The sequence below is a fragment of the Amycolatopsis sp. NPDC003676 genome (assembly GCF_053587275.1).
In genome coordinates this window covers 88,813-114,825 of sequence record NZ_JBSFNS010000019.1, presented here as the reverse complement: position 1 = coordinate 114,825, position 26,013 = coordinate 88,813, and the positions used below count along the sequence as shown (strand labels likewise).

Sequence of the window (26,013 nt, the reverse complement as noted above, 5' to 3'; positions counted from 1 at the left end):
GGCTGACCGGCGTGACGGGCCTTCGGCCTATCACGCCGGTCAGCCCCCAAACGCCGGCGCGATCCCGCGTTGTGGTCCAGGTTCGCATTGCGGTTTTCGTGAGGTTGGTTGATTTTTTCGCCATCGCCATCGCCATCGCCATCGCCATCGCCATCGCCATCGCCATCGCCATCGCCATCGCCATCGCCACTGCCACTGCCACTGCCGCCATCGCCACCGCTGCCACCAACGCCACCATCGCCACCGCTGCCACCAACGCCACCGCCGCTGCTGCCAACGCGATTAGCGGCGGTGGCGATGAATCTGCGCGGTCGCGGTCGGAGGTCTGTGGGGGAGGCGCGCGGGAAGGGTGTCGCGCTCGGCGGGCGGGGCTCGCTGTCGTGGATCGTCCTCGGGGTCAGCTTCTTGGGGCGTGTGTCCGGATTGTTAGGACGAGTGTCCTGAGTTTCCGGCGTGAATCCGGGGCGGGTTTTTCTCCTGGTGAGCCCCGGCGGGGCGGTGCCACGTAGGCTGGACGGGTGCTCGCAGTCGTTCCGCCACCAGTCACCGTCCGGGTCCCGGCCAAGGTCAACCTGCACCTGGCCGTGGGGGACTTGCGGGCGGACGGGTTCCATGAGCTGGTCACTGTCTTCCAGGCGCTTTCGCTCACCGACGAGGTGACCGTCGCGGCCGCCGACGAGCCTGGGCTCGAGGTGTACGGCGAGGGGGAGCGCACGGTGCCCACCGACGGCACCAATCTCGCCTGGCGCGCGGCGTGCGAGCTGGCCTCTTACGCCGGACGGCCGGACGCGGATGCGCCGAAGGTGCGAATCGTGCTGCGCAAGGGCATTCCGGTCGCCGGCGGCATGGCGGGCGGGAGTGCGGACGCGGCGGCGGCGCTCGTCGGGCTCTCGTCGCTGTGGAAGCTCGACGTCACGCGCGACGAGCTGGCCACCATCGCCGGGAGCCTGGGCAGCGACGTGCCCTTCGCGCTGTACGGCGGCACTGCGCTCGGCACCGGTCGCGGCGAACAGCTCGTGCCGGTGCTCGCGCGCCACACGTTCCACTGGGTGCTGGCCTTCGACGAGGAAGGCCTGTCCACCCCCAAAGTGTTCGGCGAACTCGACCGGCTGCGTGCCGACGGGAAGCCGCCGCGGATCGGGTCGCACACGCCGGTCGTGGAGGCGCTCGCGTCGGGGGATCCTCGCCAGCTCGCGCTGCTGCTCGGCAATGATTTGCAGGCGGCCGCGGTGTCGCTGCGGCCCGGGTTGCGCCGCACGCTGCGCGCCGGGGTGAACGCGGGCGCGCTGGCCGGATGCGTGTCCGGCTCCGGGCCCACGTGCGCGTTCCTGTGCTCCGACGCGGAAACCGCGGTCGAGGTGGCCGCGGAGCTGTCCGGCGCGGGAGTGTGCCGGACGGTCCGGGTCGCGCACGGGCCGGTGCCCGGGGCCCGGGTGGTCGGCGGCGACGACGCGCCGCGCAACGCGCCCCCGCGCGTGCACGCCTGACCACCGCCTGAAACCAAGCTTGAATCAACAGTCCACAGTGGAAAGGATCCGGATGGCCAACCTGGTCAACCTGGAATCGGTGAGCAAGTCCTACGGTGTGAAGCCGTTGCTGGACAACGTTTCCCTCGGCGTCGCCGAGGGGCAGCGCATCGGCGTCGTCGGGCTCAACGGCGGCGGCAAGACGACGCTGCTCGAAGTCCTTTCCGGACTGAGCGAGCCCGATTCCGGCCGGGTGAGCCAGGTGCGCGACCTGCGGATGGCCGTCGTCACCCAGCGCACGGAGCTGCCCGCGGGCAGCACGGTCGGCGACGTGGTGCTGCAGCGCTACGTCGCCGAGCACGAATGGGCTGCCGACGCGCGCGTGCGGTCTATTGTGGACGGTCTGGGCATCACCGCGATCGGCCTCGACACCCCGACCGCGAACCTGTCCGGTGGCGAACGCCGTCGCGTCGCGCTGGCCGCCGCGCTGACCGGCGAACTGGACCTCGTGGTGCTCGACGAGCCCACTAACCACCTTGACGTCGAAGGCGTGCGCTGGCTCGCCGATCACCTGCTGGGCCGCCGGATCGCGGTCGTGGTCGTCACGCACGACCGGTGGTTCCTCGACACCGTCGCGAGCCTCACCTGGGAAGTCGCGAACGGCCGGGTCGAGCAGTACGAAGGCGGTTACGCCGACTGGATTTTCGCGCGCGCCGAACGTGCCCGCCTCGCCGCGACCGCGGAGGAGAAGCGGCAGAACCTGGCGCGTAAGGAATTGGCGTGGCTGCGGCGTGGTCCGCAGGCGCGTTCGTCGAAGCCGCGCTACCGCGTCGAGGCCGCCGAGGCGTTGATCGCAGATGTGCCGCCGCCGCGCGATTCCGTGGAGCTGATGGCGTTCGCGAAGCGCCGGCTCGGCAAGACCGTGCTGGAGCTGGAAGACGCATCGCTGCGGGTCGGCGACCGGACGCTGCTCGACCACGTGACGTGGCGGATCGGCCCCGGCGACCGGATCGGTCTCGTCGGTGTGAACGGCTCCGGCAAGACCACGCTGCTGAAACTGCTGGGCGGCGACGTCGAATCGCCGACCGGACGGCGGGTGCAGGGCAAGACGGTCGCGCTCGCGCACCTGCGCCAGGAACTCGACGACCTGCCCGCCGATCTCCGGGTGCTGCAAGCGATCGAGCAGATCGCCGGCCGCGTCGTATTCGGCAAACAGGAGATGACCGCGTCGCAGCTCGGCGAGAAGCTCGGCTTCCCGGCCGCCCGCCAGTGGACGCCGGTCGGCGACCTCTCCGGTGGCGAACGCCGCCGGCTGCAGCTGTGCCGGTTGCTGATGGCCGAGCCGAACGTGCTGCTGCTGGACGAGCCGACGAACGACCTGGACATCGACACCCTGCAGCAGCTCGAAGACCTCCTCGACGGCTGGCCGGGCACGATGGTGGTGGTCTCGCACGACCGGTACCTGGTCGAGCGGGTTTGCGACGCCACGTACGCGCTTCTCGGCGACGGCAAGGTCACGCACCTGCCGGGTGGCATCGAGGAGTACCTGCAGCGCCGCGCCCGCGCGAAGGAAGCAGCGCCGCGTCGCGAGGCACCGGCCGCGGAGAAGACCGAGGCCAAGCGCAGTGCGGCGGAAACCCGTGCGGCGCAGAAGGAATTGAGTCGGCTGGAACGGAAGCTGGACCAGCTCGCGAAGCGGGAAGAGAAGCTGCACGCCGCGCTGGCGGAGGCGGCCACCGACCCGGAGAAGCTGATCGAGTTGAACACCGACCTGAAGGCCGTCCTGGCGGAGAAGGACGACGTCGAGGCGCGGTGGCTGGAGACGTCCGAACTCGCCGAGTGACAATCGGCGGATGGACGACGACGTTCCGCGGCTGTCGATGCTGCGCGCCGACACCACGTCGGTGCTGCGGCTGATCGCGCATTTCGACGCGCTGACCGGCCTCGCGCCCGACGCGGTGGTCCGGTCGGCGGCGCTCGTCGCGGGTTGCCCGGTCGGCGCCGTCCTCGGCGGGGAATCCGTCTGGTTCGACGGCGCGGGCTCGCCGATTTCCGGACCGCCGCTGGACGACGTCCAGATCGACCGGCCCGCACCGCATCCGCTCGATGTCGTCCTGCTCGACCAACTCCGTCGCGCTCTGCGCGCCGCCCGGCCCAGTCCGTCGCTCCGGCTCGGCGAACCCGGCCTGCTGGAGATCGCCGTCTCGTCCCGCGAACAACGCCGGGATCGCTTGCGCGCTCTGCAATTGCTTGGCTACGACCTCGACCAGCCGGTCACCGCTTTGGTGCTAGCCGGTGCTCCGGAAGACGGCCTCGACGCGCTCGCCCGCGCCGGAGCCGGTCGGCTGCACCACCACCGCTTGGGCCGCCTGACCCTCGCGCTGACCCAAGGCGGCCCAGCGCCGCGCGAGTTAGCCGGGCGCTTGCACAACGGCCTCGCCGCCCGCCATCCGGCTTCAACGGGACTTGACCGAGCCGTGGACATCTGGATCGGCATCGGCGAGCCAGCCGCGGCAGCTGACGCGCCCGTGTCCTGGCAGCAAGCCCGCACCGCGCTGCGCTTCGCATCGTCCACTGTGTTCGGTCGCCGCGCCGTGCCGTACGGACCGCTCGGAGTCCTTGTCCTGCTTGCGGAATTGCCGCCGTCCCAACTTGCGGCGACCCCAGGCGTAGCGGCGCTCGAAACCCACGCCCGGACGCCCGGCGGCGCACTCGACGTGGAAGCGCTTGAGTCGTACTGCGTCTTCGGCGCGCTCCGGCGGACGGCAACCGAATTGAACCTCCACCACAGCACCGTCGCGGCTCGCCTGGGCCGGATCGAAGCGGCGACCGGCTGGCGGCTCGAAGACGCGATGGACCGCTTCCAAGCGACGTTCGCGCTGCTGGCCCGGCGATTGGTGACGTCGGATCGCACGCTGGGCGACGTCGGGTAGGCGACGCCCGTCGCGCCGACCGGCCGGATCCGGCGACGCGCGTCGGCTGACCCGTCGGGGCTCGCCAGCGACGATCGAGCACGCGCAACGACGCGCGTTTCCCGGAGGGACGCCCATGATCGACCCCACCCGCACCTGGCAGATGCTCGAACAGCGGCTCGAGACGACCACGAATCCCCGGCACCGGCAGGTGCTCGAGATCGTCCTGGAACACATGAAGGCCGAAGCCGAGCCGGACCTCGATCGCCTGATGGCGACGGTCAGCAAGGACGCCGCGTATCACTTCTGGGGCGCGAGCGGCGACAGCGGACCGAAGGGCCACGACGGCGTCCGCGAGTACTACGCGGCTTTCGTGGCGAGCAAGGCGAACCACCTCGAATACCGGATGGACCGCCTCGTTGTTGACGATCATGCTCTCGTTACTGAAGGCGATCTGCACATGCTCCTGCCAGGCGCGACCGCGCAGCAGATGGGTTTCCCGGTGGACGACGCCGACGCGGACTACCTGTATGTCAGCAGGCAGCTGATCGTGTGGCCGGTCGACGAGGACGGCCTGATCACCGCAGAGGATTCGTACACGTCCGGGCCGCTGGAATTCCGGAAACTGACCCGCGACGAGCTGCCGCAGGCGTACTTGGACCGGGTGCGTCCGCAACCCGTCTGACGCCGGACATCCGCTGTTCACGCCGCCGCGGGCGGGGCGGGAAAAACCGGACAGTAATCTGACGCACATGAGTCGGTTTGTGGACACACTCGTCGGGACTGCGGCGGACCGGGGGCAACGGCGCGGCATGGTGACCGGCGAGCCCAAGGAGCCGGTGCGCCGGACCTGGGCCCAGGTGCACGACGAAGCGCGCCGGATCGCGGGCGGGCTGGTCAGCGGCGGATTGAAGCCGGGAAGCGCGGTGGCGGTGCTGGCCGCGGCGCCGGTGCTCATCGCGCCGACCGTGCAGGCGGTGTGGCTCACCGGCGGCAGCGTGACGATGCTGCACCAGCCGACGCCGCGCACCGACCTCGCCGAATGGGCCGAGGACACGGTGAAGGTGCTCGAGATGATCGGGGCCGAACTGGTCGTGCTGGGCGAACCGTTCGACCAGCTCGCCCCGGTGCTCGAGGGCAAGGGCATCAGCTACCGGCTGATCTCCGACCTGGCCGCCGCCGAACCGCTGGCCGAGATCGTGAAGACTGCCGAGGGTGACACCGCGCTGCTACAGCTGACCAGCGGATCCACCGCGGAGCCGAAGGCCGTCCGGATCACCTACGGCAACCTGTACACCAACGTCAAGGCGATGGTCGACCGCGCGGAGTTCGAGTTCGACACCGACGTGATGGTGTCGTGGCTGCCGACCTTCCACGACATGGGCATGGTCGGCTTCCTGACCGTGCCGATGACGTTCGGCGTGGAACTGGTCAAGATCACCCCGGTCGAATTCCTGACCGGCCCGCTGATCTGGCCGGAGCTGATCAGCAAATACGGCGGCACCACGACGGCCGCGCCGAACTTCGCGTACGCCATCGTCGGCAAGCGCATGGCCCGGGTCGAGGACGACAATGCCTACGACCTGTCGAAGCTGCGCATCGCCCTCAACGGCGCGGAGCCGATCGACGAAACGGCCGTGCAGACCTTTGTGGACGCCGGGAAGCGCTTCAAGATGCCGCCCGAGTGCGTGTTCCCCGCCTACGGCATGGCAGAGGCGACGCTGGCGGTCTCGTTCGCGCCGCTGTTCACCGGCCTCACCCTGGACGTCGTCGAAGCGGACGCCCTGGAAGCCGACAACCGCGCAGTGCCCGTCCCGGAAGGCGACCCCCGGCGCGGCACGGACGAGGTCCGCTCGTTCGCCCTGCTGGGCCGCCCCTTGGACGGTCTTGAAGCCGACATCGTCGACGAATCCGGTGCGGTTCTGGGCGAACGCCAGGTCGGCGAGATCCGCCTGCGCGGCGAGGCCGTGACCCCGGGCTACCTGACCGTCAACGGCCCGCTGAACACCCAGGACCCGGACGGCTGGATGAAGACCGGCGACCTGGGTTACCTGGCCGGCGGCCAGATCGTGATCTGCGGCCGGCGCAAGGACGTCATCATCATGGGCGGCCGCAACCTGTACCCGACGGACATCGAACGCGCCGCGGGCTCGGTGGACGGCGTCCGGGCGGGCAACGCGGTCGCGGTCCGCCTGGACGCGGGCAGCCGCCGCGAACGCTTCGCCGTGGTCGTGGAATCCAAACTGGCCGGTGACGCCGCCGAGGAAACCCGCCTGTCCAAGGAAATCGCCGCAAGGGTCCGAGACGCGGTCGACATGCGTCCCTTCGCCGTGGTGGTGCTTCCGGCGGGGAGCTTGCCCAAGACCCCTTCCGGCAAGGTGAAGCGGGCGGCTACCGCGGTGCAGTACGCGGAGAAGATCGCTAAGAACGCCGATAGTTGATCTTTTCCGCGCCGGAACGCGACGAAGGCCGCTGCGAGGGATCGCAGCGGCCTTCGCGTCTAGGTCTTACCGGCCGGGCAGCCGTTCGGCCGGTGCCTCGGCGACGACGGGCCAGGAGGCGCGTCCCGCGGTGGCCTCGGTGTGGTCGCGGCTTCCCGGGATCATCGGGGCCCGCCTTCCGGACAGTTCGGCCAGCTGCGCCTCCACCTCGTCGAGGAACTGGTCGACCTCGCGCTCGTCGTACCCGCGCTTGCCGATCAACGGCTTGGAGAACAGCACGTGGTGGACCTCGGCCGCGGTGAGGTCGTCCTCGTCGGCGATCGTCTTGGCGATCCGCCGCACGAAGTCGTCGACCTCCTGCTTGGCGTAGCCGCGCCGGCCGATCGGGGCGTTACCGAAAGCGACCTCAGCGAGATCCTCGGCGGTAAACGACATGGATCATTCTCCGATTCAGGGGTCGGGGTGATGCGTTCTCCTGAATCCGTCCTAACCGGTCCCGGCCACCCCGGGAAGCCCGCGGCCGCCCGGACGACTCGATCAGGGCCCCAGAAGCCGCCCATCGAGTGAGAATTCCATCACGCACGGCCACAGCCGCTCACCCACACGCACAACGTGCGGAGGGGCCTGAACTCCCCAATGTGGCATTGGGTGCGTAGGACGCACCGAACGCCACATTGGGTGCGTCAGATGCACCCAATGCCACATTGGGGCGGAACCGGGCAAAAAATCAGGCGGCGTGGAAAGCGTTCTGCGCCGCCGCCAGCCCCCGCGAAATCAACGCCTCGGTCGCGTCCGCGCACCGGTCGACCTCGAACGGGAGCTCCTTGCGCTCGACCGTCGAGAAATCCTTCAGCACGAAATCCGCCGGATCCTGCCTGCCCGGCGGACGCCCGATGCCGAAGCGCACGCGGTAGTAGTCACGCGTGCCGAGCGATTTGGTGATGGACCGCAGTCCGTTGTGGCCGTTGTCGCCGCCGCCGAGCTTGAGCTTCAGCGCGCCGAAATCGACGTCCAGTTCGTCGTGCACCACCACGACGCCGGACGGCGGGACCTTGAAGAACCGGGCCGCGCCGACCACCGGACCGCCGGAGAGGTTCATGAACGACCGCGGCTTCACCAGCACGACGCGGGCGCCCGCGAGCCTGCCTTCGAGCACCTCGGCCCCGCTGCGGTGCGCCTTGAACTTCCCGCCGATCCGGCCGGCCAGTTCGTCGAGCACCATGAACCCGACGTTGTGCCGGTTCCCGGCGTACTGCGGCCCGGGATTGCCAAGGCCGGCGAGCAGAATCTGCTCGCCGGCCCCAGGCACGTCTTCACTCACGAAAGAGAGCTTATTCGGCAGCTTCGGCGGAGGCTTCCTCGGCTTCGGCGTCCTCGTCAGCGGCACCGCGCGGAGCCTCGTTGACGGCGACGACGAGCGCCTCGGCGTCGGTGACCAGCTCGGCGCCGGCGGGCAGGGTGACCTCGCCCGCGGTGATCTGGGTGCCGGCCTCGATGCCCTCGACGGAGACCTCGAACTGCTCGGGGATGTGCAGCGCCTCGACCTCGACCTGGATCGTGTCGAGGTCCTGGGCGACCAGGGTGCCCGGGCCCGCGGTGCCGGAGACGACGACCGGGACGTCGACGGTGACCTTCTCGCCGCGCTTGACGACCAGCAGGTCGACGTGCTCGATGTAGTTCTTGAGCGGGTGGACCACGATGGTCTTGGTCAGCGCCAGCTCGCTGGAGCCCTCGAGGTCGAGCGTGATGACGGCGTTGGTGCCGTTCTCGCGGACGACGCGGGCGAACTCGATGGCCGGCAGCGCGAAGTGCCGCGGGTCCGAGCCGTGCCCGTAGAGCACCGCGGGGATTTTGCCGGCGCGACGGGTGCGGCGGGCGGCACCCTTTCCGAACTCGGTGCGCGGTTCGACGGAAAGACGTACCTCGGACACGGTGTAGCACTCCTTCAATCACACGACGTGCGGCAGGGGGCGGCGGGGATCGTCGATCTCTGCTCGGGGGGCGGTTGTGCACGGCGGCGAGATTGCGGGCGCGAAATGACCACGGGGCTTCTCGAGCCGCCGCGTCGATCACGCCGGGCACCTACAGGCGCACCCGCCTCGCCGAGACAACCCGAGAAGTGTAAACCAGCCGGTCCGCGCGGGCACCCACCGGGTCGGCCCACGCTCCCCCTCGCGGGTGGGTGACGACACAATTCCCGTGCCGCCCGTCGATCTCTTGGGGGTGGCATGATTCCCGCGAAAGAGGGGCGGCCGACATGCGGGCTAGATGGACTGCGACAGCACTGGTGCTGCTGGGTGGGCTTCTCGCGGGCTGCCAGGTCGCGGTGACCGGCACGGCGGGACTGTCCGACGCTGACCGGCAGCTGGCCGAGCAGCGCGCGCAGCAGCAGACGGCGGTCGACGCCGCGCTTCAGGCGTTGGAGCAGGCACCGGCGCTGCAGTACGACGCGACGCTGAAGGACGGCGCCGGCAACCCGGCGACGCTGACGTACCGCGTCGCGCGCGACGGCAACGGCTTCGGCGCGCTGCCGCTGGAAGGCAAGTCGGTGCGGATCACCGAACCGGACGGGCAGCTGTACCTCGCGGCCGACGCGGACTACTGGAAGTCGCACGGGCTGGAGGAGAACAGCACCCAGTTCGGCGGCGGATGGGTGCACACCGTCGGGAGCGAACTGCCGGTCGACCCGGCCGCGCGGCTGGCCCCGCCGAAGCTCGCCGGCGAACTGCGCAAGGCGCTCGGCGGACTCGGCTCTGGCGCTCCGCAGAAGCAGAAGCTGCCGGACGGCACCGAGGTGTACGACCTCGGCGGCGCGCTCCAGGTGACCACCGCCGAACCGCACCGGGTCGCCGGGTTCGCGCCCGCGCTGCTCGACCCGCGCGGCGGCCCGAAGCTGGGCGCGGCGTTCCGGGTCCGGCCGCTCAGCGTCGCGGAGATCAAGCAGTTCCACACCGATTTCAACGCCGCGGTCGACGCCATCGGGCAGCCGTTCGACGGGCTCGCGCAGGCGAGCGTCACGGTGCTCAACGACAAACTCGACTGCCAGGATTACGTCGGTTCCTGCAAGACCACAGTGGACGTTTCGAACAGCGTCGTCGGCAATCAGCCGGGCTCCAAACCGAATGTGCACATCAAGCTCTCGGTGGAGATCAGCGCGGACTCGCTCGGCTCGCAAACCTGCGCCACGGAAGGCGACGCCGCCGCGGACGCGACCATCACGATGTCCTGCTCGGTCAAGTTCACCCTGCCCAACCGCACCGCGAGTTACCAGGTGCTGGCGAAGCCGACGGCGGTCGCCGAGGTGCGGTCGGCGGTCGACGCGAACGCGGTGAAGGCGAAACTGGCCACCGCGTTCGCCGCGCTCGGCGGCTGACCTGCACGCTCACCTCGGGGTGCGTTTCTTCCGTTGAAGTAGCCGAAGACCCGTCCTTACCATCGGCTGCGACGAGACGGACTTTCTTTTCGAGGAGCGGCAATGAGCAAGCTGGTGGTGTTCGGCGCAACGGGATTCGCCGGCGGCCGGATCACCGACGAGGCGCTGCGGCGCGGGCACTCCGTGACCGGGGTCGCGCGCAAGGCCGAGGGCTTGCCCTCTGGTGTCGAGGCGCGGTCGGGGTCGATGCACGACGCGGACTTCGTCGCTTCGGTGGCCAAGGGCGCGGACGTGCTCGTGATCGCGACGCCGGGCCGCGCGGACGACGAGGGCCGTCGCCTGGTGGACGCTCTGCCGACGCTGGTGGAAGCGGCCCGGGCGAACGGCGCGCGGCTGGCGGTTGTCGGCGGCGCCGGTTCGTTGCGGGTCAGCGAGGACGGGCCGCGCGTGATCGACACCCCGGAATTCCCGGAGGAATACAAGCCGGAGGCGGGCAGCCACGTCCTCGTCCTGGAGGCGCTTCGCGAGCTCCCCGCGGATGTCGACTGGTTCTACGTCAGCCCGGCGGCCGAGTTCGGTTCCTGGATCCCCGGCGAGCGCACCGGCAAGTTCCGTCTCGGCGGCGACGTGCTGGTCAGCGACGCCGAGGGGCGGTCGCACATCAGCGGTGCGGACTTGGCGATCGCGTTCGTGGACGAGATCGAGGAGCCGAAGCACTCGCGGGCGCGGTTCACGTTGGCTTACTGATGGTGGAACCCGGTGGTGCTTGTTGGCACCACCGGGTTTTTGCTGTGTGTCAGCCGGGGGATCCGGCGGTGCAAAGGAATTTCTCGGCGTGCGCCGGGTCGAGCGCGTTGGTGACCAGGTTCCAGACGTTGAGGTCGTAGGCCTCGCCGATGTGTCCGACCGGGTCGAACGGGCAGGTGTCCTGGACGTATTCGTTCGTGACGCCCGGCTCGCGCACGAAGGACGTTTCGGTGGGCGTGACCAGTTCGTCGAACCGCGATGTGAGCACGGTGTAGCGCACGCCGGGCTGCGCGATGGGACCGTTCGTGAGCGTCTGGACCGCGCTGCCGTCGGTGATCAGGTTGTCGCAAGCCGGGCAGCCGAACGCGGTGAGCGCCTTGCCGACCTCGTCGCGTGCGCCCAGCAGATACGCCAGCTTCGTCAGCCCGGCGAACGTCGTGCCGTGCGTGGGCGGCGCGATCGACACCACGGAGCCGATGCGGTCCGCGATGCCTTGCGTCTTCGTGACGTACAGGGATTGGAAGCCGCCCTCGGAGTGGCCGACCAGATCCACTTGCGCCGCACCGGTTTCGGTCAGTACTTCGCCGATGAACTGCTTGATTTCCGTTGCGGAGTCGGCGATCGGGCGGAGTCCGCCGACGACCGGGAACTGCGGGTACGCGCCGTAGGTCCGGCTGAAGGTGCAGTATCCCTTGGCCGCGACGTGATCCTGCAGATAGTTCAAGTCCTCATAGGACGTCGCGCCGAGTCCGTGCAGGAACACCACCGGACGCGGATGCGCCGCGCTCGGCCGGCACGCGGGATCGTTGACGCCGCCTGCCGTGGCGGCGGTGGCTGGGGAGGCGAACGCGGCGGTCAGCAATGCCGCGGCGGCCAGGACGATGCGCAACCTCATCGGAGCGGTCCTTCCCTGTCGTCCTTGACAGAGTCCTTGACACTGGATACCCGTGGGTATTGGATACCTGAAGGTATTGAGTGGGCTGAGCCAGTGTCAACCCCCGGATGAGGGAGAAGCCGATGACCGGCCGGACGCGGCCGACGCGGGCGGAGACCCGGCGGCGCATCCTCGACGCGGCCTTCGCCGTGTTCGGGGAACAGGGCATCGCCGCGACGAAACTGACCGAGGTCGCCGCGGCCGCCGGGCTGACGAAAGGCGCGGTCTACTCGAGTTTCGCGTCGAAAGACGAACTGGTGCTGGCGTTGATGGAAGAGCACGCCGCGCACCGGCTCGAGGCGAGCCTGGCGAGTTTCGCCGAAGCGGACGACGGCGGCGCGGGGCTCGCGAACGTCGCCGCGGTGCTGATGTACGAAATGCGCGCCGACGCGGTGTGGCACCGGCTGCTGGCCGAGTTTTTCGCGATGGCGCACCAAGACGACCGGCGGCGCGACGCATTGCGCCGGCGCCGCCGGGAGGTTCGCGACACGATCGCGCGTGCGTTGAACCGGCTCGCCGAGGGGTTGGACCTCGAACTTCCTTTGCCTGCCGAGGAATTCGCTGTCGTGCTGCTCGCGTTGAGCAACGGTTTGGCCGTGGAAGCCGATATCGACGACGAAGCTGTGCCAGACGGTCTCCTCGGCAAGGTGCTGACACTGATCGCTGGCGACGCCGTCGCGAAGGTGCAGGCGGCTAGCGACCTCGCAGCTCAGCCACCACCGGAGCGAAAGTCTCTATCATCGCCTCGAAAACGGTGAAGTAGGAGAAGCCGTACCGTTCGCGGTGCGCGATCAGCTGCTGCACCATTTCGTCCACTGTGCCGAAGAGCAGCTGCGGCGCTTTGAGCAGCTCGTCGACGTCCGCAGCGCTGCGTTCCTCGGTCTCGGCGTGCCATTCCGCGGCGGCCTGGCGGCGATCATCGGTGACCACGACGCGCTGGATCAGCATGTTGTAGTCGATCTCGCGATCCCCTGCGAGGGAACGGAAATACGCGACCCGCTCGTCCATCGCCACGTCGTTGTCGAGCACGAACGTGCCCGGCGGACGCCCGCGATCCTGGCGGAGACCGGCGAACCCGGCGATGTCCGCCTGTTCCGCCGCGAGCTTCAGCACGCCGTCGCTGTTGCCCGCGATCAGCAGCTTCGGCATACCGCCCTCGTCCTCGACGCGCGTGCGCAGTTCGGCGAGACCTTCGGTGAGGTACGTGATCCGGTCGGCGGCTTTGCGCCACGGAAGCCCGGCGTCGTCGAACTCGTGTTTCATGTGGCCCGAGCCGAGCCCGAGTTCGAAGCGGCCTTGGGTGAGTTTGTTGGTGGTGGCGACATCGCGGGCGAAGAGCGCCAGGTTGTAGAAGGGCACATTGGACACCAAGGTGCCGACCCGCACCCGCTCGGTCACCGCGGCGGCGGCCGTGAGCGCGGGGAACGGAGACAACCGCCCCGGCCCGAGATGGTCGGGCACGGTCAGGTGGTCGTAACCGAGTTCCTCGGCGCACCGGCATTTTTCGGTCCACTCAGCGCCGTCGGCCGTGAGCCGCAGGCTGACGCCGAATTCGAATTTCCCCATGGCAGTGACGCTAGCCAGTCCCGGACGGGTGACGCATCGGTTTTCGCCGCCGGCGGAACCCGGTTTTTGTCGTACCCCGTCGCTAGCTTCGGAGGCATGGTGTTGTCGATTGAAGAACGGGAACAGTTTCTGGCCGAACCGCACATCGGCGCGCTCGCCGTGGTCGAGCGCCCCGACCGCGCGCCGCTGACGGTGCCCATCTGGTACCAGTACACCCCGGGCGGCGAGCTGTGGGTGATCACGGAACCGAACTCGCGCAAGGCAAAGGCGATCGAGGCGGCGGGCCGGTTCAGCCTGATGGTGCAACGTCTCGAACCGACGGTGCGGTACGTGTCCGTGGAGGGCCCGGTGGTGCGGACGCGGCCGGGCAGCTACGAGCTGACGTGGGAGATGGCTTCGCGATACCTGCCAGCGGACAAGGTGGCCGGGTATGTGGAGTACGAGCGGACGCAACTGGGGGAGCACATGGCGATCCATATGCGGCCGGAGAGGTGGTTGTCTTCGGACATGGGCGCGGTGTGACGCCTCGGGCTTGGTGAGGAACGAAGCGAGGAGTGGAGGGGGTGTCTTTGACGGGTGAGGGCGGCACGGCTGCTCGGTAGCGGCGGCGCGGTTTTCGGGCGGCGCTGAACGCGGTGGCGCCTGGACGGATCCAACGCGGCCTGGACAGCTGCTTCGGTCAGGCGCGGGCTCGGCGTGGCGAGGTGGCGCGGTCGGCCGAGGTGGCGCGGCTGGGCTGGGGTGGTGCGGCTGGAGTGGCGTGGCGCTGCTGGACTGCGGTGGTGGGGCCGGGGTGGCGTGGCGCGGCTGGTCCGCAGTGGTGCGGCCGGGTGTCGTGGCGCGGTCGGCCGAGGTGGCGCGGCTGGGCTGGGCGACCGTGGCTTGAGCTGAGCGGCGGTTGGGCCAGACTGCGCGGGCCTCGGCGGGGCAGCGCGGCTGAGCCGGGCGATGCGGTCCGGATTGGACGGTGCGCCTGGATCGGCGGCGCGGGCTTGGACCGGTCGACGTTGCTTGCGCACGGGGGCGACCCCGTCTGCGCACGGCGGCAACCCAGCCTGCGTCGCACCGTGCCGTCGGCGCAGCCTGCACTGCTGAGCCGAGCCCCACTCGGCAACCGGGGCGCAGTCACCAAACAACGCGACCCGAGTCAACCGATGCGACCTGTCTCAGGCCGCACCCGCCAACTCGGGCCGCGTCGTTCAAAGCCGTTCAGAAAAGCGTCAGGCGTTGCCGTCGAACAGCGAGGTGACCGAGCCGTCCTCGAAGACCTGCTGGATGGCTTCCGCGAGCATCGGCGCGATGGACAGCACCGTCAGCCCCGGGAAGCGCTTCTCTTCCGGGATCGGCAGCGAGTTCGTCACGATGACCTCGCGCGCCTTGCACTGCGACAGCCGCTCAGTCGCCGGGTCGGAGAGGATGCCGTGCGTGGTCGCGATGACCACGTCCGCCGCTCCCTCTTCCAACAACGCCTCAGTGGCCTTCACGATCGTGCCGCCGGTGTCGATCATGTCGTCGATCAGCACGCAAAGCTTGCCCTCGACCTTGCCGACCACGCGGTTCGCCACCGCCTGGTTCGGCTTGTCCGGGTCGCGCGTCTTGTGGATGAACGCGATCGGCCGGTCGCCGAGCTGCTGCGCCCACTTCTCCGCCAGGCGCACGCGGCCCGAGTCCGGCGAAACAACGGTGATGTCCGCGTTGCCGTACGTCGACTTGATGTGGTCGGCGAGGACCGACTGCGCCATCAGGTGGTCGACCGGGCCGTCGAAGAAGCCCTGGATCTGCGCGGTGTGCAGGTCGACCGTCATGATCCGGTCCGCGCCCGCGGTCTTGAACAGGTCCGCGATGAGCCGCGCCGAGATCGGCTCGCGGCCCTTGTGCTTCTTGTCCTGGCGGGCGTACGGATAGAACGGCATGACCACGGTGATCCGCTTGGCGCTCGCGCGCTTCAGCGCGTCCACCATGATCAGCTGCTCCATCACGTACTCGTTGATGGGCGTGGTGTGCGCCTGGATCACAAACGCGTCGGTACCGCGCACCGACTCCTCGAACCGCACGAACAGCTCGCCGTTGGCGAACGTGTGCGCGGTCTGCGGGGTGATCGTCACGTTGAGGTGCTTGGCGACCTCTTCCGCGAGCTCGTGGTGCGCACGGCCGGAGAAGAGCATCAGATTCTTCTTCGGCGTACCTGACTTCGGACTCATGCTGGCGACTCCCCGTCGGTTCCTGCTGCTGACTCGGACACAACGGTGTCCTGCTGCTGGGCGGCGAGAGCAGCTTCCGCTGCCTCCGCCGCGGGCGTGCCCGGCCTGCGCCGGACCGCCCAGCCTTCGATGGTGCGCTGCGGACCGGCCGACAGCGCCAGTGAGCCAGGCGGGACGTCGTCGCGGATCACCGCACCGGCTCCACTGTAAGCGCCGTCCCCGATCCGCACCGGCGCGACCAGCGTGTTGTCCGCCCCAAGCCGGACATGCGAACCGACAACGGTCTGGTGCTTGGCCACCCCGTCGTAGTTCACGAACACACTGGAACAGCCGATGTTGCTGTGCTCGCCGACGATCGCGTCGCCTACATAAGTGAGATGCGGCACCTTGGTTCCGGTGCCGATTTGCGCGTTCTTCGTCTCGACGAACGCGCCCAGCTTGCCCTTCGCGCCGAGCTTCGTGCCCGGCCGCAGGAACGTGTACGGACCGACATTCACGCCGTCGCCCAGCTCAGAGCCGGAACCGTGTACGCGGACGACCGAAGCGCCCGCGCCGATCTGTACGTCGGTGAGCGTGGTGTCGGGGCCCACAACGGAGCCCTCGCCGACCGAGCAACGGCCCTTGAGCTGCGTGTTCGGCTCGATCAGCACGTCACGGGAGAGCGTGACGTCCGCCTCGATCCAGGTGGTGTTCGGGTCGGTGACCGTGACGCCTTCGCGCTGCCAGCGGCGCACGATGCGGCGGTTGTACTCGGCCCCGAGCACCGAAAGCTGCACGCGGTCGTTGACGCCCTCGGTGACCCACGGGTCGTCGACCACGAGCGCGCCGACGCCCTTGCCGTCCTCGCGCGCGATGCCGAGGACGTCGGTGAGGTAAAGCTCACCCTGCGCGTTGTCGGTGGACAGCCGCGACAGGCCGTCGATCAGCACGGCCGCGTCGAAGGCGTACACCCCGGAGTTGATTTCGGTGATCGCCCGCTGGTCCGGCGTCGCGTCCTTGTGCTCGACGATCGCGCTGACCGAGCCGTCGGCGCCGCGGACGATGCGGCCGTATCCGGTCGGGTCGGCGACCTCGGCGGTGAGCACGGTGACCGCGTTGCCCGCCTTGGTGTGCTCGGCGCGGAGCGCTTCCAGGGTTTCGGTGTCCAGCAGCGGGACGTCGCCGTAGCTGACGACCACGGTGCCGGTGAGTCCTTCCGGCAGTTCGGCCAGCGCGCACGAAACGGCGTGCCCGGTGCCTTTCTGCTCTTCCTGCACGGCGGTGGCGACCTCGCGGCCGAGCGCCTGCCCGACCCGGTCGAGTTCGGCGCGCACGGCGTCGCGGCCGTGTCCGATCACGACCACCAGATGCTGCGGCGCGAGGCCGGCGGCGGCGCGCACTGCGTGTTCCACCAGCGGCCTTCCGGCGATCGGGTGCAACACCTTAGGAGTGGAGGAACGCATGCGGGTGCCCTCACCCGCAGCGAGGATCAGCGTGCTCAGCGGGCCGCTCACGAGTCTCCCAACGATTCACCGGTGCGTTGACGAGCACCAACGATCCTACGTGGGGTCCTCAGCGCTCCACGCGGGGTCGGTCGGAGCCGTTTCCCCAGGCCAGCCGCCCATGCCGTCGCCCGCCATCGAATTGGCCGACGCTACCTGGTTGCCACCGCCGCGTTTCGCTTCGTACATCGCCGCATCCGCGCGCGCGAGCACCTGCTCGGCCCGCTCCTGCGGACGCAGCGACACGAGACCAATGGACAAAGTCACACCGTGCGAGAGGTGATGCGGCAGTGTCGCGACGGATTTGGCCGCGCGGCCGAGCGCCATCTTCGCCGCCGACGCCGGTGCGCCGGGCAGCAGCACGATGAATTCGTCGCCGCCGTAGCGGGCCACGACGTCGTCGCCGCGCAAAGCGTCGCGGAGAGTGCTTGCGACAACACGCAAAACGTTGTCGCCTTCGGCGTGCGACTGCTTGTCGTTGACGCCCTTGAACCCGTCGAGGTCGACCAGCGCGACCGCGAGCGGCTGCGCGTCCGCCGACGACGCCAGCGAGCGCAGCCGTTCGTCGAGCGCGCGCCGGTTCGGCAGGCCGGTGAGCGGATCCTGCAGTGCCTGCTGGGTGATCGCGCCGTGCTCGGCGGACAGCCGTTCATGCTCGCGGCGCGCGTTCAGGGTGGCGATCTGCGATTCGCGCAGCGCCCACATTTCGGTTTCCAGCGCGGTCGCGTAGTCGATCAGCGACTGGCTCGCGGCTTCCGGGTCGAGCCGGGCGAGTTCGCGGGAGAGGGTGAGCCGCATCGACGGCTGCGAGACGTCCTCGGCCAGCACGTCGCGGGCCTCGCGCAGCACTTGCAGCGCGTCGCTGCGACGGCCGGCCTGGTCGAGGCAGCGGGCCAGCGCGATGGCGACCAGCTCCTGCTCGTGCGGATAGTGGTGGCCGAGATGCATGCCCTGCAGCCGTTCGACGTGCTCGGCGGCCGGGTCGTGCAGCGCGAGCGCCGCGGCCAGCACGCCGACCTGGTCGACCGCCGACACCCCGATCTTGCGCGGGAAGAGCGATTCGGCGAACGGGCCTTCCGCGGCCACCGCCATCGACGCGGCGGTCCGAAACTTCTCCGCCGACTCGTCGTACTGCTCGATCCGTTCGAGCCGCAGGCCCCAGCCGAGCAGCATCTTGACCCGGTTCATCAGCTGCAGGGTGATCTCGTGCGGGCTCGCGCTTTCCCGGATCGCCTGGTGCGCGCGGCCGATCACCTCTTCGGCGGCCTCGTAGACGCCGAGCTGGTTGAGCACTATCCAGCAGTCGATGAGCGCCATCGACTGCATGCGGTTCCAGTTGCGGACGCCGACCTGGCGGTCCGGGATCGTGGAGTCGTCGAGGATCGCGAGCGCGCGGGCGATCTCGGTGAGCGCGGCGTCCTCTTGCGCGGCGAGCACGAGCCGTCGTCCGCGCAGCGCGTGCGCGTCCGCACGAAGCAGGGACAGACCGTGCCGCCGGGTGTGCGCGAGCATCTCGTCGAGCCGGGGTTCGGCCTCGGCGGCGAGGCCGCGGGTGACGAGCCGGGAGAAGGCGGAGGCGCGCAGCAGCTGGGCGACGAGCGTGGGTTCTCCCCGGCGCAGAGTCTCCTCGAGCAGCTCGTCCATGATCTTGACGATCTCGAGCTGGTTTTCGTGCTCCTGGCGCTGAACGGCCGCGATGAGTTCCCGCGCGCGCCCGACCAGCCACGCGTCCGACATCTCGACCAGGGTCGGGCGACGGGCGCCCGCGGGGTCGCTCGGTTCCTCGCTCAGCCGCCCCCACTCCCATCGCCCTCGCCGGATGTGCAGCTCCGCCGCCAGGATTCGAACCTGAACTGTCAGAACCAAAATCTGAAGTGCTGCCGATTACACTACGGCGGATCGGTCCTGGTCAGGATAGCGATGATCGAGGACGGGGGCGCCAGGAGGGGGAGGCGTGCGCCACAGGGCCGTCCCGGGCACCGGGCAATCGGACTTTTCGGGCCTCCACAGCGCCGGAAACCTCCTGTACCGTAACTTACGACACCGTAGGTAAGGGCACCCTTCGCAAGGGGTTGTGAGAGGAAAGAAGTGAGCGCATGACGGCCACCCTCGATCGTTCTCAGCCAGCGGGCGACCCGCCGAAGGGACCCAAGCCGATCATCGACGGACAGCGCGGGATCGGCGTTCAGCTGTCGGTGTACTTCGGGGTGCTGCTGCCGATCGTGGCGCTGCTGGTCGCGGTTCCGTTCGCCTGGGGCTGGGGCCTGACCTGGCTGGACGTCGCGCTGTTCGTCGTGTTCTACGGGATCAGCGGGCTGGGCATCACCGTCGCCTACCACCGCTACTTCACCCACGGTTCGTTCAAGGCCAAGCCGTGGCTGCGCGTCGTGATGGCGATCGCGGGCAGCATCGCCTTGCAGGGGCCGGTGATCACCTGGGTGGCCGACCACCGGCGCCACCACGCGTTCTCCGACCGCGACGGCGACCCGCACTCGCCGTGGGCGTACGGCACCTCGCCGCTGGCCATCGCCAAGGGTTTCTGGCACGCGCACATGGGCTGGCTGTTCGACCGCGACCAGAGCAACCAGGCGCGGTTCGCGCCGGATCTGGTGAAGGACCCGGCCATCCGCAAGGTCGACGACCTGTTCTGGCTGTGGTCGCTGGTGAGCCTGTTCGGGCCGGCGCTGCTGGGCGGGCTGATCTCGTGGTCGCTGTGGGGCGCGGTGACCGCGTTCTTCTGGGCTGGTCTGGTCCGCGTGTGCGTGCTGCACCACGTGACCTGGTCGGTCAACTCGATCTGCCACATGATCGGCGAACGCCCGTTCGCCGCCCGCGACCGTTCGGCGAACTTCTGGCCGCTGGCGATCTTCTCCTTCGGCGAGTCGTGGCACAACCTGCACCACGCGGACCCGACCTCGGCCCGGCACGGCGTGAAGCGCGGCCAGATCGACATGTCGGCGCGGCTGATCTGGATGTTCGAGAAGTTCGGCTGGGTGCACGACGTCCGCTGGCCGACCCCGCAGCGGCTGGCCCGGATCGCGGCCGAGGCCAAGTAGGTTTCCCTTTGCCGGGCTGAGTTTCCCGGCGCGCGCTCGTGAATGAACCCCGTCACTCGGCGGGGTTTATTCCTGTTTAAGCCCGCGACGACGAGCGGCTCGCTGCAGCCCGCCTGGCCCAAGCCCGCTACCCTGCTGCGAATGGCGGGGAGACGACGGGCGAAGCGAGAAGCAGCGGTCACCGGCGCGCGGCCGGCCGCACCGGTCGCCCGGGTGCGCATGACGGGCAGCGAGCGCAGGCAGCAGCTGCTCAACGTGGCACGCGCTCTGTTCGCCGAAAAGGGTTTCGACGGCACGTCGGTCGAGGAGATCGCCGCGCGGGCGAACGTGTCCAAACCGGTCGTCTACGAGCACTTCGGCGGCAAGGAAGGCATTTACGCCGTCGTCGTCGACCGGGAGACGCAGCTGCTGCTCGACCGGATGATCTCGACGCTCCACGGCGGACATCCGCGGGTGATGCTGGAGCAGGCCGCCGTCGCGTTGCTGAGCTACGTCGAGGATTCCCACGACGGTTTCCGCATTCTCGTGCGCGATTCCCCGGTCGCCAGTTCCACCGGCACGTTTTCGACTGTCCTCAACGACATCGCCAGCCAGGTCGAGCACATCCTCGCGCAGCAGTTCGCCGCGCGCGGATATGAGGAGAAGCTGTCCGCGCTCTACGCGCAGGCGCTCGTCGGCATGGTCGCGCTCACCGGGCAGTGGTGGCTGGACGCACGCAAACCGAAGCGCGACGAGGTCGCCGCGCATCTGGTGAATCTCGCCTGGAATGGCTTGTCGCACCTGGAAAACAAGCCCCGGCTGCTCGGCTGAATTCTCAGCTGCCGGACGGCGCGTTGCTCAGATCCACTACGCAGAACAGGTTGCCGTCCGGGTCGGCGAGGACGACGAAGTCCGGCTCGGGCGGGTAATGGTCCCAGTCGACCCGTTGTGCGCCGAGTCCGACGAGTCGTTCCACTTCGGCGCGTTGCTCGTCCGCGGTGTCGGTGTAGAGGTCCAGGTGCAGCCGCGGTTTCGCTTCGGCGGGCGATTCGCTGCGCATCAACCCCAGTGCGTGCGCGCCGCCGGGGTGGGCCAGGGTTCGCCACGACTCAGTCGCCCATTCCGGATCCTCGACGAGCCCGAGCGCCGCGGACCAGAACCGCATCGCGCGGTCGACGTCGGCGACTCCGAGCACTGTTGTCCCGAGTCGCAGCATTAGGCGAGTTTTCCTTGTGCGTGCAGGTCGTCGAGGATCAGCTGGACCGTCGCCGACACCCGGTCGCGGTCGGCGTGGGCGAGCCAGCCGAACGACTCGATCTCGCTGCTCGGCTTCAGTTCGCCGGCGTACTCCGCGGTGTAGCAAGTCATCCGCACCACGACGCCGTCCGCTTTGCCGTGCGCCTGCGCTTCCCAGGCTCCGGCCAGTTGCGCGGACGCCGGATCCAGCGTGACGCTCAGCTCCTCGGCGATTTCCCGGACCAGCGTTTCGACGTCCGACTCGCCCTCTTCGCGTTTCCCGCCGGGCAGGTACCAGGTGTCCTTGCCAGCGGAACGCGCGGCGAGCAGCTTGCCGTCGACCACGTGCAGCCAGGCGACTTTGTCGATGGTGGGCATGTCCGCCACCTTACCTGCGCGCCCGCCGGTCGAGGTCCGCGAGCAGGATGCGCAGGAGATCGGCCAGCTGATCGCGCTGCGCCGGGGACAGCGCGGACACCAGGGTTTCCTCGTGTTCCAGCAGATCTCCGACGGTTCGCTCGATCAGCTCGTGGCCGGCCTCGGTCAGTTCGACGTACACCCCGCGACGGTCCGAAGTGGACTTCACCCGGCGGACATGGCCGTCGCGTTCGGCGCGGGCGGTCTGCTGGGAGATCGCGCCCGGGCTGACCCGGCAGTGTTTCGCGAGTTCGCCCGCGCTGAGCCGGTACGGCGGCCCGGCGCGGCGCAGCGTGCTGAGCAGGGTGCGGGTGGAGGCGTCCATCCCGAGCTCCAGCATCGTCGCGCGCCGGTCTTCCTCCAGCAGCTTCGCGATGTGCCAGATCCGCGTGATCACGCCGATGGACGACACCGGCGTGCCCGGCCGCTCTCGCAGCCACGCCCGCTGAATCTCGTCCACCTCGTCGCTTGACGGGTTTTCCCCGCCGCCGGTACCGTCGTCCACAAGAGGTACTTTAGCAATAAAGGACGTGGGGATGAATCGGGACGTAGTAGTGACCGGGGGCAGCACCGGAATCGGATACGCGACCGCCGCGGCGTTTGTCCGGGACGGCGATCGGGTCACGATCACCGGACGGCGCGAGGACGTGCTCACCGAGGCGGCGACGCTGCTCGGCGCGCGTGCGGTGAGCTTCGACGCGAGCGATCCCGAGGCGGTCGAGGCGGCGTGCGAGCAGTTGCCCGAACGGGTCGACGTGCTGGTGAACAACGCTGGCGGCAATACGGATTTCCTGCGTTCCGACGGTCGGGGGCTAACGGCGCTCGACGCTGCCTGGACGACCAACATCCGGGCGAATCTGTTCTCCGCCGCCTTCGTGACGTCGGCGCTGGGGGAGCGACTGGCCGACCACGGGCGCATTGTCACCATCGGCTCGATCGCCGGGCACACCGGTGCTGAGTCGTATGGCTGGGCGAAAGCCGCAGTGGAAGTGTGGAATACCGAAACCGCTCGCCAATTCGGTCAGCGGGGGATCACCGCGAATATCGTCGCGCCGGGGTTGATCGTGGACACGGAATTCTTCCGCGGCAAGCTTTCCGCCGAACGCCAGGAGCGGCTGGTCGAGAACACGATGACGAAACGCGCGGGCAAACCGGAGGACGTCGCCGAGGTGGTGCGTTTCCTGGCTTCCCCGGCGGCCGGACACGTCACCGGCCAGGTCGTGCACGTGAACGGCGGCGCGTACGTCGGCTGAGCTCAGCTTGGCGTCACGCGCAGCACTTTGTCGTTGCTGCCATTGGAAGTCGTCACGTACAGCGCGCCGTCCGGGCCGCTTCGGGCTGCTCGCAACCGGCCGAATTTGTCGTTGAATTCCGCGGGCAGCGTCACTCCGGTGACCTTCGCGGCCGCGTCCAGATGCAGCAGCAAAAGCTTCTGTCCCTTCAATGCCACCACGACCAGCGCGCCTTCGTTCGCGCCCCACTGCTTGCCGGTAAGGAACGCGTCGCCGCTGGTCGCTTCGGTGATCTGCCCACTGGTCCACAGTGGACGAACCGCGTCCGGGAACCGGGTGGTGTCGGTCATCGGCACGCTCTCGTCGTAGCTGGTATCGGTGCCGCCCTTCGACGGATCCCAGCCGTAATTCCCGCCTGGCCGCAGGAGATTCACCTCGTCGTCGAACGCCGGTCCGTGTTCGGAGGTGACCACCTGCCCGGTGCCCGGCCGGATCGCGACGCCTTGCACGTTCCGGTGGCCGTAGGTGTAGATCCGGCGTTCATTCGGGTCCGTGGACGACAGGAAGGGGTTGCCGGGCAACGGTTCCCCGGTCTTCGCGTCGATCCGCAGCACCTTGCCGCCAAGGCTGTGCCGGTCCTGCGCCACCGTGGACCGTGCGGTGTCGCCGGTGCCGACGAGCAGCGCGCCGTCGGGAGCGAGCGTCGGACGGCAGCCGGAATGCCGTCCGCTCGGGTTCACCGGCAGCCCGGTCAGCAGGTTGCGCACCTTGGCCGCGCTCGCGCCGTCGTCGGCGAGCCGCCAGGTGACGAGCCGGACGTCCACCGCGCGTCCGTTTTCCTGGTGGGTCTGGCAGGTGGTGAACTCGCGCGACGTCGCGAAATCCGCAGCCAGGACCAGGCCCATCAGACCGCCTTCGCCACGCACGAGGACGTCGGAGAAATCGGCGTGCACGTCGGTCTTCCGGCCGTCGCGGATCAGCGCGAGCTTGCCGGGGCGCTGCGGCACGAGCAGCGAACCGTCGGGAAGGAAGGCGACGTCCCAGCCGTGTTCGAGGCCGTCCGCGACCTCCTGGACGGCGAACTTCCCGGGCTCAGCCGGAGCCGGGACACTCGCTGGCGCGGCCGAGCAGGCGGCGAGCAGCAGAACGGAGGCGAGCAACGCGACGACACGCATGTGTCCAGCATGCCCCGATTCAGCCGCCTGGACGTACCAATCCGGATTCATACGCGAACACGACCGCGTGCACCCGATCCCGCAGCCCGAGCTTGTTCAGCAACCGCCCGACGTGCGTCTTCACCGTCGTCTCGCCGATGAACAGCGTCCCGGCGATCTCGGTGTTCGACAGTCCGCGGGCGATCAGGCCGAGCACGTCCTTCTCGCGTTCGGTCAGCGTCTCCAGTTTCTGCTCGTCGAGCGGCGTCCGGTGCGCGCTGAGATAGCGGTCTAGCAGGCGTTTCGTCACCGACGGCGACACCATCGCGTCGCCGCGCAGCACGCCGCGGATGGCCACCAGCATCTCGTCCGACGGCGCGTCCTTGACCAGGAATCCGCTGGCCCCGGCGCGAAGTGCGGAGTAGGCGTACTCGTCGAGGTCGAAGGTCGTGATCACCAGCACCGAGGTGTCCGGCAGTTCGGCGCAGATCTGCGCGGTCGCCGCGACGCCGTCGAGCACCGGCATCCGGACGTCCATCAGCACGAGATCCGGCCGTCGCGCGCGGGCGAGTTCGACGGCTTCCGCACCGTCGCCCGCCTCGGCGACCACCTCCAGGTCGGGCTGGCTGTCGACGATCATCCGCAGCCCGACGCGCACCAGCTCCTGGTCGTCGCAGATCAGCACGGACGTCATGCGGCGTCCGTCCGCAGAGTCGCCGATACGCGGTAGCCGCCGTCCGGCAGCGCGCCGGTTTCGAGCTTGCCGTGGTACATCGCGACGCGCTGGGCCATGCCGGTGAGGCCGCGCCCGGACCCGGGCAGTCCCGCCGCGACTGGCTGGCGTCCGCCGGAGTTGGTGACTTCGACGTGGATTTCCGGACCGGCGAACGTGACCCGGACCCGGCCGGTCGCGTCGGGCGGCGCGTGTTTGAGCATGTTGGTCAAGGCCTCCTGGACGATGCGGTACGCCTGAAGCGCGACGCCGGCGGGCAGGTCGGCGATGTCGCCGTTGACTTCGAGGGTGACATCGCGGCCGGACTGCGCGACGAGCGTGCGCAACTGATCGAGCGTCGGCTGCGGAGCGCGCGCGGGTTCGCCGGCGTGCATCACTTCCAACAGCCGCCGAAGCTCGGCGAGCGCGGAACGGCCGGTTTTGCTGATGGTGTCGAGCGTACGGTCGACAGCGTCCGGGTCGTGATGGCGTGCAAGCTTCGCTCCTTCGGCGTTCAGGACGATCACGCTCATGCTGTGTGCGAGTACGTCGTGAAGCTCTCTCGCGATCCTTGTGCGCTCTTCGGCGACTGAAGCGCGACTGCGGGCCTGTTCCTCGGATACCGCCAGTTCCGTTCTCAGTCGTTCTTCTTCGGCGAGCTGTTCCTTCGTGCGGAAGAACGCGCCGAGCGCCCAAGCCGCCAAGTACAGCGGCAGTGTGCCGAAGATGGTGAGCGTCGGGTTCAGAGTGTTGGTGCCCCAGGTGAATCCCCAGAAGGTGTCCAGGCCGGCGACAGCTACCGCGAAGCCGATGAACCATCTGTCACCGGCTTTGACGAGCGTGTACAGGACCACCGCCATTGCGAGGTCGCTACGGCCGCGGTCATACGCCCACACCTCGTTCGTATAGACGACAGCTACTCCGATGAGGATCAGGAGCGCGACTGTGCGCGGGTAGCGGCGACGGAGCAACAGAGGGAGCAGGAACAGCATCGAAACCATGCGCAGCAGCCAAGTCTGCTGATCCGCGATGTTCGGTCCGAAGGCGATGAAGACGGCGTACAGCGGCAAGTCCAGCAGCCAGCGCTGCTTGCGCCCCCACATGAC

General features: G+C 69.0%; 28 protein-coding genes and 1 tRNA gene. 13 read left to right on the top strand and 16 right to left on the bottom strand.

The genetic code is table 11. The features are described from left to right. The coding region (locus ACWDNU_RS15290) for a hypothetical protein (RefSeq protein ID WP_449669257.1) at positions 1-262 on the bottom strand (262 nt) is incomplete at its 3' end. 256 nt (positions 263-518) lie between these two features. Between ACWDNU_RS15290 and ACWDNU_RS15285 the strand changes: the two genes are divergently transcribed. The 5 genes from ACWDNU_RS15285 (at position 519) to ACWDNU_RS15265 (ending at position 6,819) form a co-directional block, all read left to right on the top strand. Then, the gene (locus ACWDNU_RS15285) at positions 519-1,487 is read left to right on the top strand and encodes a 4-(cytidine 5'-diphospho)-2-C-methyl-D-erythritol kinase (protein ID WP_370934042.1); all 969 of its coding nucleotides are present in this window, start codon (positions 519-521) and stop codon (positions 1,485-1,487) included. A 52-nt stretch (positions 1,488-1,539) separates the two neighbouring features. Then, positions 1,540-3,309 carry an ABC-F family ATP-binding cassette domain-containing protein gene (locus ACWDNU_RS15280; RefSeq protein ID WP_449669256.1) on the top strand — a complete coding sequence of 590 codons (1,770 nt, stop codon included), beginning with the start codon at positions 1,540-1,542 and terminating at the stop codon, positions 3,307-3,309. A gap of 10 nt (positions 3,310-3,319) precedes the next feature. Continuing rightward, complete coding sequence (locus tag ACWDNU_RS15275) at positions 3,320-4,399, top strand: PucR family transcriptional regulator (RefSeq protein WP_449669255.1); 1,080 nt, start codon at positions 3,320-3,322, stop codon at positions 4,397-4,399. A gap of 115 nt (positions 4,400-4,514) precedes the next feature. Continuing rightward, the gene (locus tag ACWDNU_RS15270; RefSeq protein ID WP_449669254.1) at positions 4,515-5,063 is read left to right on the top strand and encodes a nuclear transport factor 2 family protein; all 549 of its coding nucleotides are present in this window, start codon (positions 4,515-4,517) and stop codon (positions 5,061-5,063) included. 67 nt (positions 5,064-5,130) lie between these two features. After that, positions 5,131-6,819 carry a fatty acyl-AMP ligase gene (locus ACWDNU_RS15265; protein ID WP_449669253.1) on the top strand — a complete coding sequence of 563 codons (1,689 nt, stop codon included), beginning with the start codon at positions 5,131-5,133 and terminating at the stop codon, positions 6,817-6,819. Between the two features lie 66 nt (positions 6,820-6,885). On the opposite strand, the gene ACWDNU_RS15260 is transcribed toward ACWDNU_RS15265, so the two are convergent. The 3 genes from ACWDNU_RS15260 to ACWDNU_RS15250 form a co-directional block, all read right to left on the bottom strand. Next, positions 6,886-7,254, bottom strand: a complete 369-nt coding sequence (locus tag ACWDNU_RS15260) for a DivIVA domain-containing protein (RefSeq protein WP_370934047.1) — start codon at positions 7,252-7,254, stop codon at positions 6,886-6,888. Between the two features lie 292 nt (positions 7,255-7,546). Continuing rightward, the gene (gene pth / locus ACWDNU_RS15255) at positions 7,547-8,140 is read right to left on the bottom strand and encodes an aminoacyl-tRNA hydrolase (protein WP_370934048.1); all 594 of its coding nucleotides are present in this window, start codon (positions 8,138-8,140) and stop codon (positions 7,547-7,549) included. Positions 8,141-8,150: 10 nt separating this feature from the next. Beyond that, positions 8,151-8,750, bottom strand: a complete 600-nt coding sequence (locus ACWDNU_RS15250; protein WP_449669252.1) for a 50S ribosomal protein L25/general stress protein Ctc — start codon at positions 8,748-8,750, stop codon at positions 8,151-8,153. A 326-nt stretch (positions 8,751-9,076) separates the two neighbouring features. Between ACWDNU_RS15250 and ACWDNU_RS15245 the strand changes: the two genes are divergently transcribed. Beyond that, positions 9,077-10,192 carry a hypothetical protein gene (locus tag ACWDNU_RS15245; protein WP_370934050.1) on the top strand — a complete coding sequence of 372 codons (1,116 nt, stop codon included), beginning with the start codon at positions 9,077-9,079 and terminating at the stop codon, positions 10,190-10,192. Positions 10,193-10,294: 102 nt separating this feature from the next. Beyond that, complete coding sequence (locus ACWDNU_RS15240; RefSeq protein ID WP_449669251.1) at positions 10,295-10,939, top strand: NAD(P)-dependent oxidoreductase; 645 nt, start codon at positions 10,295-10,297, stop codon at positions 10,937-10,939. Positions 10,940-10,988: 49 nt separating this feature from the next. Here ACWDNU_RS15240 and ACWDNU_RS15235 read toward each other — a convergent pair whose 3' ends face one another. Next, on the bottom strand, positions 10,989-11,834 hold the full coding sequence (locus ACWDNU_RS15235) for an esterase/lipase family protein (RefSeq protein WP_370934052.1): 846 nt from the start codon (positions 11,832-11,834) through the stop codon (positions 10,989-10,991). A gap of 122 nt (positions 11,835-11,956) precedes the next feature. On the opposite strand from ACWDNU_RS15235, the gene ACWDNU_RS15230 reads away from it, so the two are divergent. After that, positions 11,957-12,631: a TetR/AcrR family transcriptional regulator gene (locus ACWDNU_RS15230; protein WP_449669250.1), complete on the top strand. Its 675-nt coding sequence runs from the start codon at positions 11,957-11,959 to the stop codon at positions 12,629-12,631. Here ACWDNU_RS15230 and ACWDNU_RS15225 read toward each other — a convergent pair. Then, entirely contained in the window at positions 12,567-13,439 is an 873-nt protein-coding gene (locus tag ACWDNU_RS15225; protein WP_449669249.1) for a TIGR03621 family F420-dependent LLM class oxidoreductase, read from the bottom strand. The genes ACWDNU_RS15230 and ACWDNU_RS15225 overlap by 65 nt on opposite strands. A 96-nt stretch (positions 13,440-13,535) precedes the next feature. Between ACWDNU_RS15225 and ACWDNU_RS15220 the strand changes: the two genes are divergently transcribed. After that, the gene (locus ACWDNU_RS15220; RefSeq protein WP_370934055.1) at positions 13,536-13,961 is read left to right on the top strand and encodes a pyridoxamine 5'-phosphate oxidase family protein; all 426 of its coding nucleotides are present in this window, start codon (positions 13,536-13,538) and stop codon (positions 13,959-13,961) included. Between the two features lie 238 nt (positions 13,962-14,199). Continuing rightward, positions 14,200-14,325, top strand: coding sequence for a hypothetical protein (locus ACWDNU_RS15215; protein ID WP_449669248.1), 126 nt, complete (start codon positions 14,200-14,202; stop codon positions 14,323-14,325). A gap of 334 nt (positions 14,326-14,659) precedes the next feature. Here ACWDNU_RS15215 and ACWDNU_RS15210 read toward each other — a convergent pair whose 3' ends face one another. The 4 genes from ACWDNU_RS15210 to ACWDNU_RS15195 form a co-directional block, all read right to left on the bottom strand. After that, entirely contained in the window at positions 14,660-15,640 is a 981-nt protein-coding gene (locus tag ACWDNU_RS15210) for a ribose-phosphate diphosphokinase (protein ID WP_116200125.1), read from the bottom strand. Further along, positions 15,637-17,133, bottom strand: coding sequence for a bifunctional UDP-N-acetylglucosamine diphosphorylase/glucosamine-1-phosphate N-acetyltransferase GlmU (glmU, locus tag ACWDNU_RS15205; protein WP_449669247.1), 1,497 nt, complete (start codon positions 17,131-17,133; stop codon positions 15,637-15,639). The genes ACWDNU_RS15210 and glmU overlap by 4 nt, the downstream gene beginning before the upstream one ends. Positions 17,134-17,178: 45 nt before the next feature. After that, positions 17,179-18,858 carry a GGDEF domain-containing protein gene (locus ACWDNU_RS15200; protein WP_370934057.1) on the bottom strand — a complete coding sequence of 560 codons (1,680 nt, stop codon included), beginning with the start codon at positions 18,856-18,858 and terminating at the stop codon, positions 17,179-17,181. Positions 18,859-18,948: 90 nt separating this feature from the next. Continuing rightward, positions 18,949-19,020: transfer RNA gene (locus ACWDNU_RS15195), tRNA-Gln, on the bottom strand. Positions 19,021-19,217: 197 nt separating this feature from the next. Between ACWDNU_RS15195 and ACWDNU_RS15190 the strand changes: the two genes are divergently transcribed. Then, entirely contained in the window at positions 19,218-20,177 is a 960-nt protein-coding gene (locus ACWDNU_RS15190) for an acyl-CoA desaturase (protein WP_449669246.1), read from the top strand. Positions 20,178-20,396: 219 nt separating this feature from the next. Continuing rightward, the gene (locus ACWDNU_RS15185) at positions 20,397-20,987 is read left to right on the top strand and encodes a TetR/AcrR family transcriptional regulator (protein WP_134667546.1); all 591 of its coding nucleotides are present in this window, start codon (positions 20,397-20,399) and stop codon (positions 20,985-20,987) included. A 4-nt stretch (positions 20,988-20,991) separates the two neighbouring features. Here the strand turns inward: ACWDNU_RS15185 and ACWDNU_RS15180 are convergent, their stop codons facing one another. From ACWDNU_RS15180 to ACWDNU_RS15170, 3 genes are read right to left on the bottom strand one after another with little or no spacing between them, the layout of a single operon-like run. Next, the gene (locus tag ACWDNU_RS15180) at positions 20,992-21,372 is read right to left on the bottom strand and encodes a VOC family protein (RefSeq protein WP_449669245.1); all 381 of its coding nucleotides are present in this window, start codon (positions 21,370-21,372) and stop codon (positions 20,992-20,994) included. Then, positions 21,372-21,770 carry an NUDIX hydrolase gene (locus tag ACWDNU_RS15175; protein ID WP_370934059.1) on the bottom strand — a complete coding sequence of 133 codons (399 nt, stop codon included), beginning with the start codon at positions 21,768-21,770 and terminating at the stop codon, positions 21,372-21,374. Before ACWDNU_RS15175 ends, ACWDNU_RS15180 begins: the two co-directional genes overlap by 1 nt. A gap of 10 nt (positions 21,771-21,780) precedes the next feature. Further along, complete coding sequence (locus ACWDNU_RS15170; RefSeq protein WP_370934060.1) at positions 21,781-22,314, bottom strand: MarR family winged helix-turn-helix transcriptional regulator; 534 nt, start codon at positions 22,312-22,314, stop codon at positions 21,781-21,783. 25 nt (positions 22,315-22,339) lie between these two features. Here ACWDNU_RS15170 and ACWDNU_RS15165 point away from each other — a divergent pair, with 25 nt between their 5' ends. Next, positions 22,340-23,062, top strand: a complete 723-nt coding sequence (locus ACWDNU_RS15165) for an SDR family NAD(P)-dependent oxidoreductase (RefSeq protein ID WP_449669244.1) — start codon at positions 22,340-22,342, stop codon at positions 23,060-23,062. A 2-nt stretch (positions 23,063-23,064) separates the two neighbouring features. Here the strand turns inward: ACWDNU_RS15165 and ACWDNU_RS15160 are convergent, their stop codons facing one another. From ACWDNU_RS15160 to ACWDNU_RS15150, 3 genes are read right to left on the bottom strand one after another with little or no spacing between them, the layout of a single operon-like run. Continuing rightward, the gene (locus tag ACWDNU_RS15160; RefSeq protein WP_449669243.1) at positions 23,065-24,216 is read right to left on the bottom strand and encodes a PQQ-dependent sugar dehydrogenase; all 1,152 of its coding nucleotides are present in this window, start codon (positions 24,214-24,216) and stop codon (positions 23,065-23,067) included. 19 nt (positions 24,217-24,235) lie between these two features. Further along, positions 24,236-24,889, bottom strand: a complete 654-nt coding sequence (locus ACWDNU_RS15155) for a response regulator (RefSeq protein ID WP_037820214.1) — start codon at positions 24,887-24,889, stop codon at positions 24,236-24,238. Further along, a complete protein-coding gene (locus ACWDNU_RS15150; protein ID WP_370940660.1) occupies positions 24,886-26,010 on the bottom strand; it encodes a sensor histidine kinase in 1,125 nt (374 codons plus the stop codon). The genes ACWDNU_RS15155 and ACWDNU_RS15150 overlap by 4 nt, the downstream gene beginning before the upstream one ends. Positions 26,011-26,013: the final 3 nt, after the last annotated feature.

Coding starts and splice junctions, on each gene's coding strand:
- ACWDNU_RS15150 (WP_370940660.1), bottom strand. CDS start 26,010: ATGTGGGGGCGCAAGCAGCGCTGGCTGCTGGACTTGCCGCTGTACGCC.
- ACWDNU_RS15235 (WP_370934052.1), bottom strand. CDS start 11,834: ATGAGGTTGCGCATCGTCCTGGCCGCCGCGGCATTGCTGACCGCCGCG.
- ACWDNU_RS15265 (WP_449669253.1), top strand. CDS start 5,131: ATGAGTCGGTTTGTGGACACACTCGTCGGGACTGCGGCGGACCGGGGG.
- ACWDNU_RS15185 (WP_134667546.1), top strand. CDS start 20,397: ATGACGGGCAGCGAGCGCAGGCAGCAGCTGCTCAACGTGGCACGCGCT.
- ACWDNU_RS15180 (WP_449669245.1), bottom strand. CDS start 21,372: ATGCTGCGACTCGGGACAACAGTGCTCGGAGTCGCCGACGTCGACCGC.
- ACWDNU_RS15190 (WP_449669246.1), top strand. CDS start 19,218: ATGACGGCCACCCTCGATCGTTCTCAGCCAGCGGGCGACCCGCCGAAG.
- ACWDNU_RS15270 (WP_449669254.1), top strand. CDS start 4,515: ATGATCGACCCCACCCGCACCTGGCAGATGCTCGAACAGCGGCTCGAG.
- ACWDNU_RS15160 (WP_449669243.1), bottom strand. CDS start 24,216: ATGCGTGTCGTCGCGTTGCTCGCCTCCGTTCTGCTGCTCGCCGCCTGC.
- ACWDNU_RS15175 (WP_370934059.1), bottom strand. CDS start 21,770: ATGCCCACCATCGACAAAGTCGCCTGGCTGCACGTGGTCGACGGCAAG.
- ACWDNU_RS15200 (WP_370934057.1), bottom strand. CDS start 18,858: ATGTCGGACGCGTGGCTGGTCGGGCGCGCGCGGGAACTCATCGCGGCC.
- ACWDNU_RS15155 (WP_037820214.1), bottom strand. CDS start 24,889: ATGACGTCCGTGCTGATCTGCGACGACCAGGAGCTGGTGCGCGTCGGG.
- ACWDNU_RS15210 (WP_116200125.1), bottom strand. CDS start 15,640: ATGAGTCCGAAGTCAGGTACGCCGAAGAAGAATCTGATGCTCTTCTCC.
- ACWDNU_RS15220 (WP_370934055.1), top strand. CDS start 13,536: ATGGTGTTGTCGATTGAAGAACGGGAACAGTTTCTGGCCGAACCGCAC.
- ACWDNU_RS15280 (WP_449669256.1), top strand. CDS start 1,540: ATGGCCAACCTGGTCAACCTGGAATCGGTGAGCAAGTCCTACGGTGTG.
- ACWDNU_RS15260 (WP_370934047.1), bottom strand. CDS start 7,254: ATGTCGTTTACCGCCGAGGATCTCGCTGAGGTCGCTTTCGGTAACGCC.
- ACWDNU_RS15275 (WP_449669255.1), top strand. CDS start 3,320: ATGGACGACGACGTTCCGCGGCTGTCGATGCTGCGCGCCGACACCACG.
- ACWDNU_RS15225 (WP_449669249.1), bottom strand. CDS start 13,439: ATGGGGAAATTCGAATTCGGCGTCAGCCTGCGGCTCACGGCCGACGGC.
- ACWDNU_RS15245 (WP_370934050.1), top strand. CDS start 9,077: ATGCGGGCTAGATGGACTGCGACAGCACTGGTGCTGCTGGGTGGGCTT.
- ACWDNU_RS15240 (WP_449669251.1), top strand. CDS start 10,295: ATGAGCAAGCTGGTGGTGTTCGGCGCAACGGGATTCGCCGGCGGCCGG.
- ACWDNU_RS15230 (WP_449669250.1), top strand. CDS start 11,957: ATGACCGGCCGGACGCGGCCGACGCGGGCGGAGACCCGGCGGCGCATC.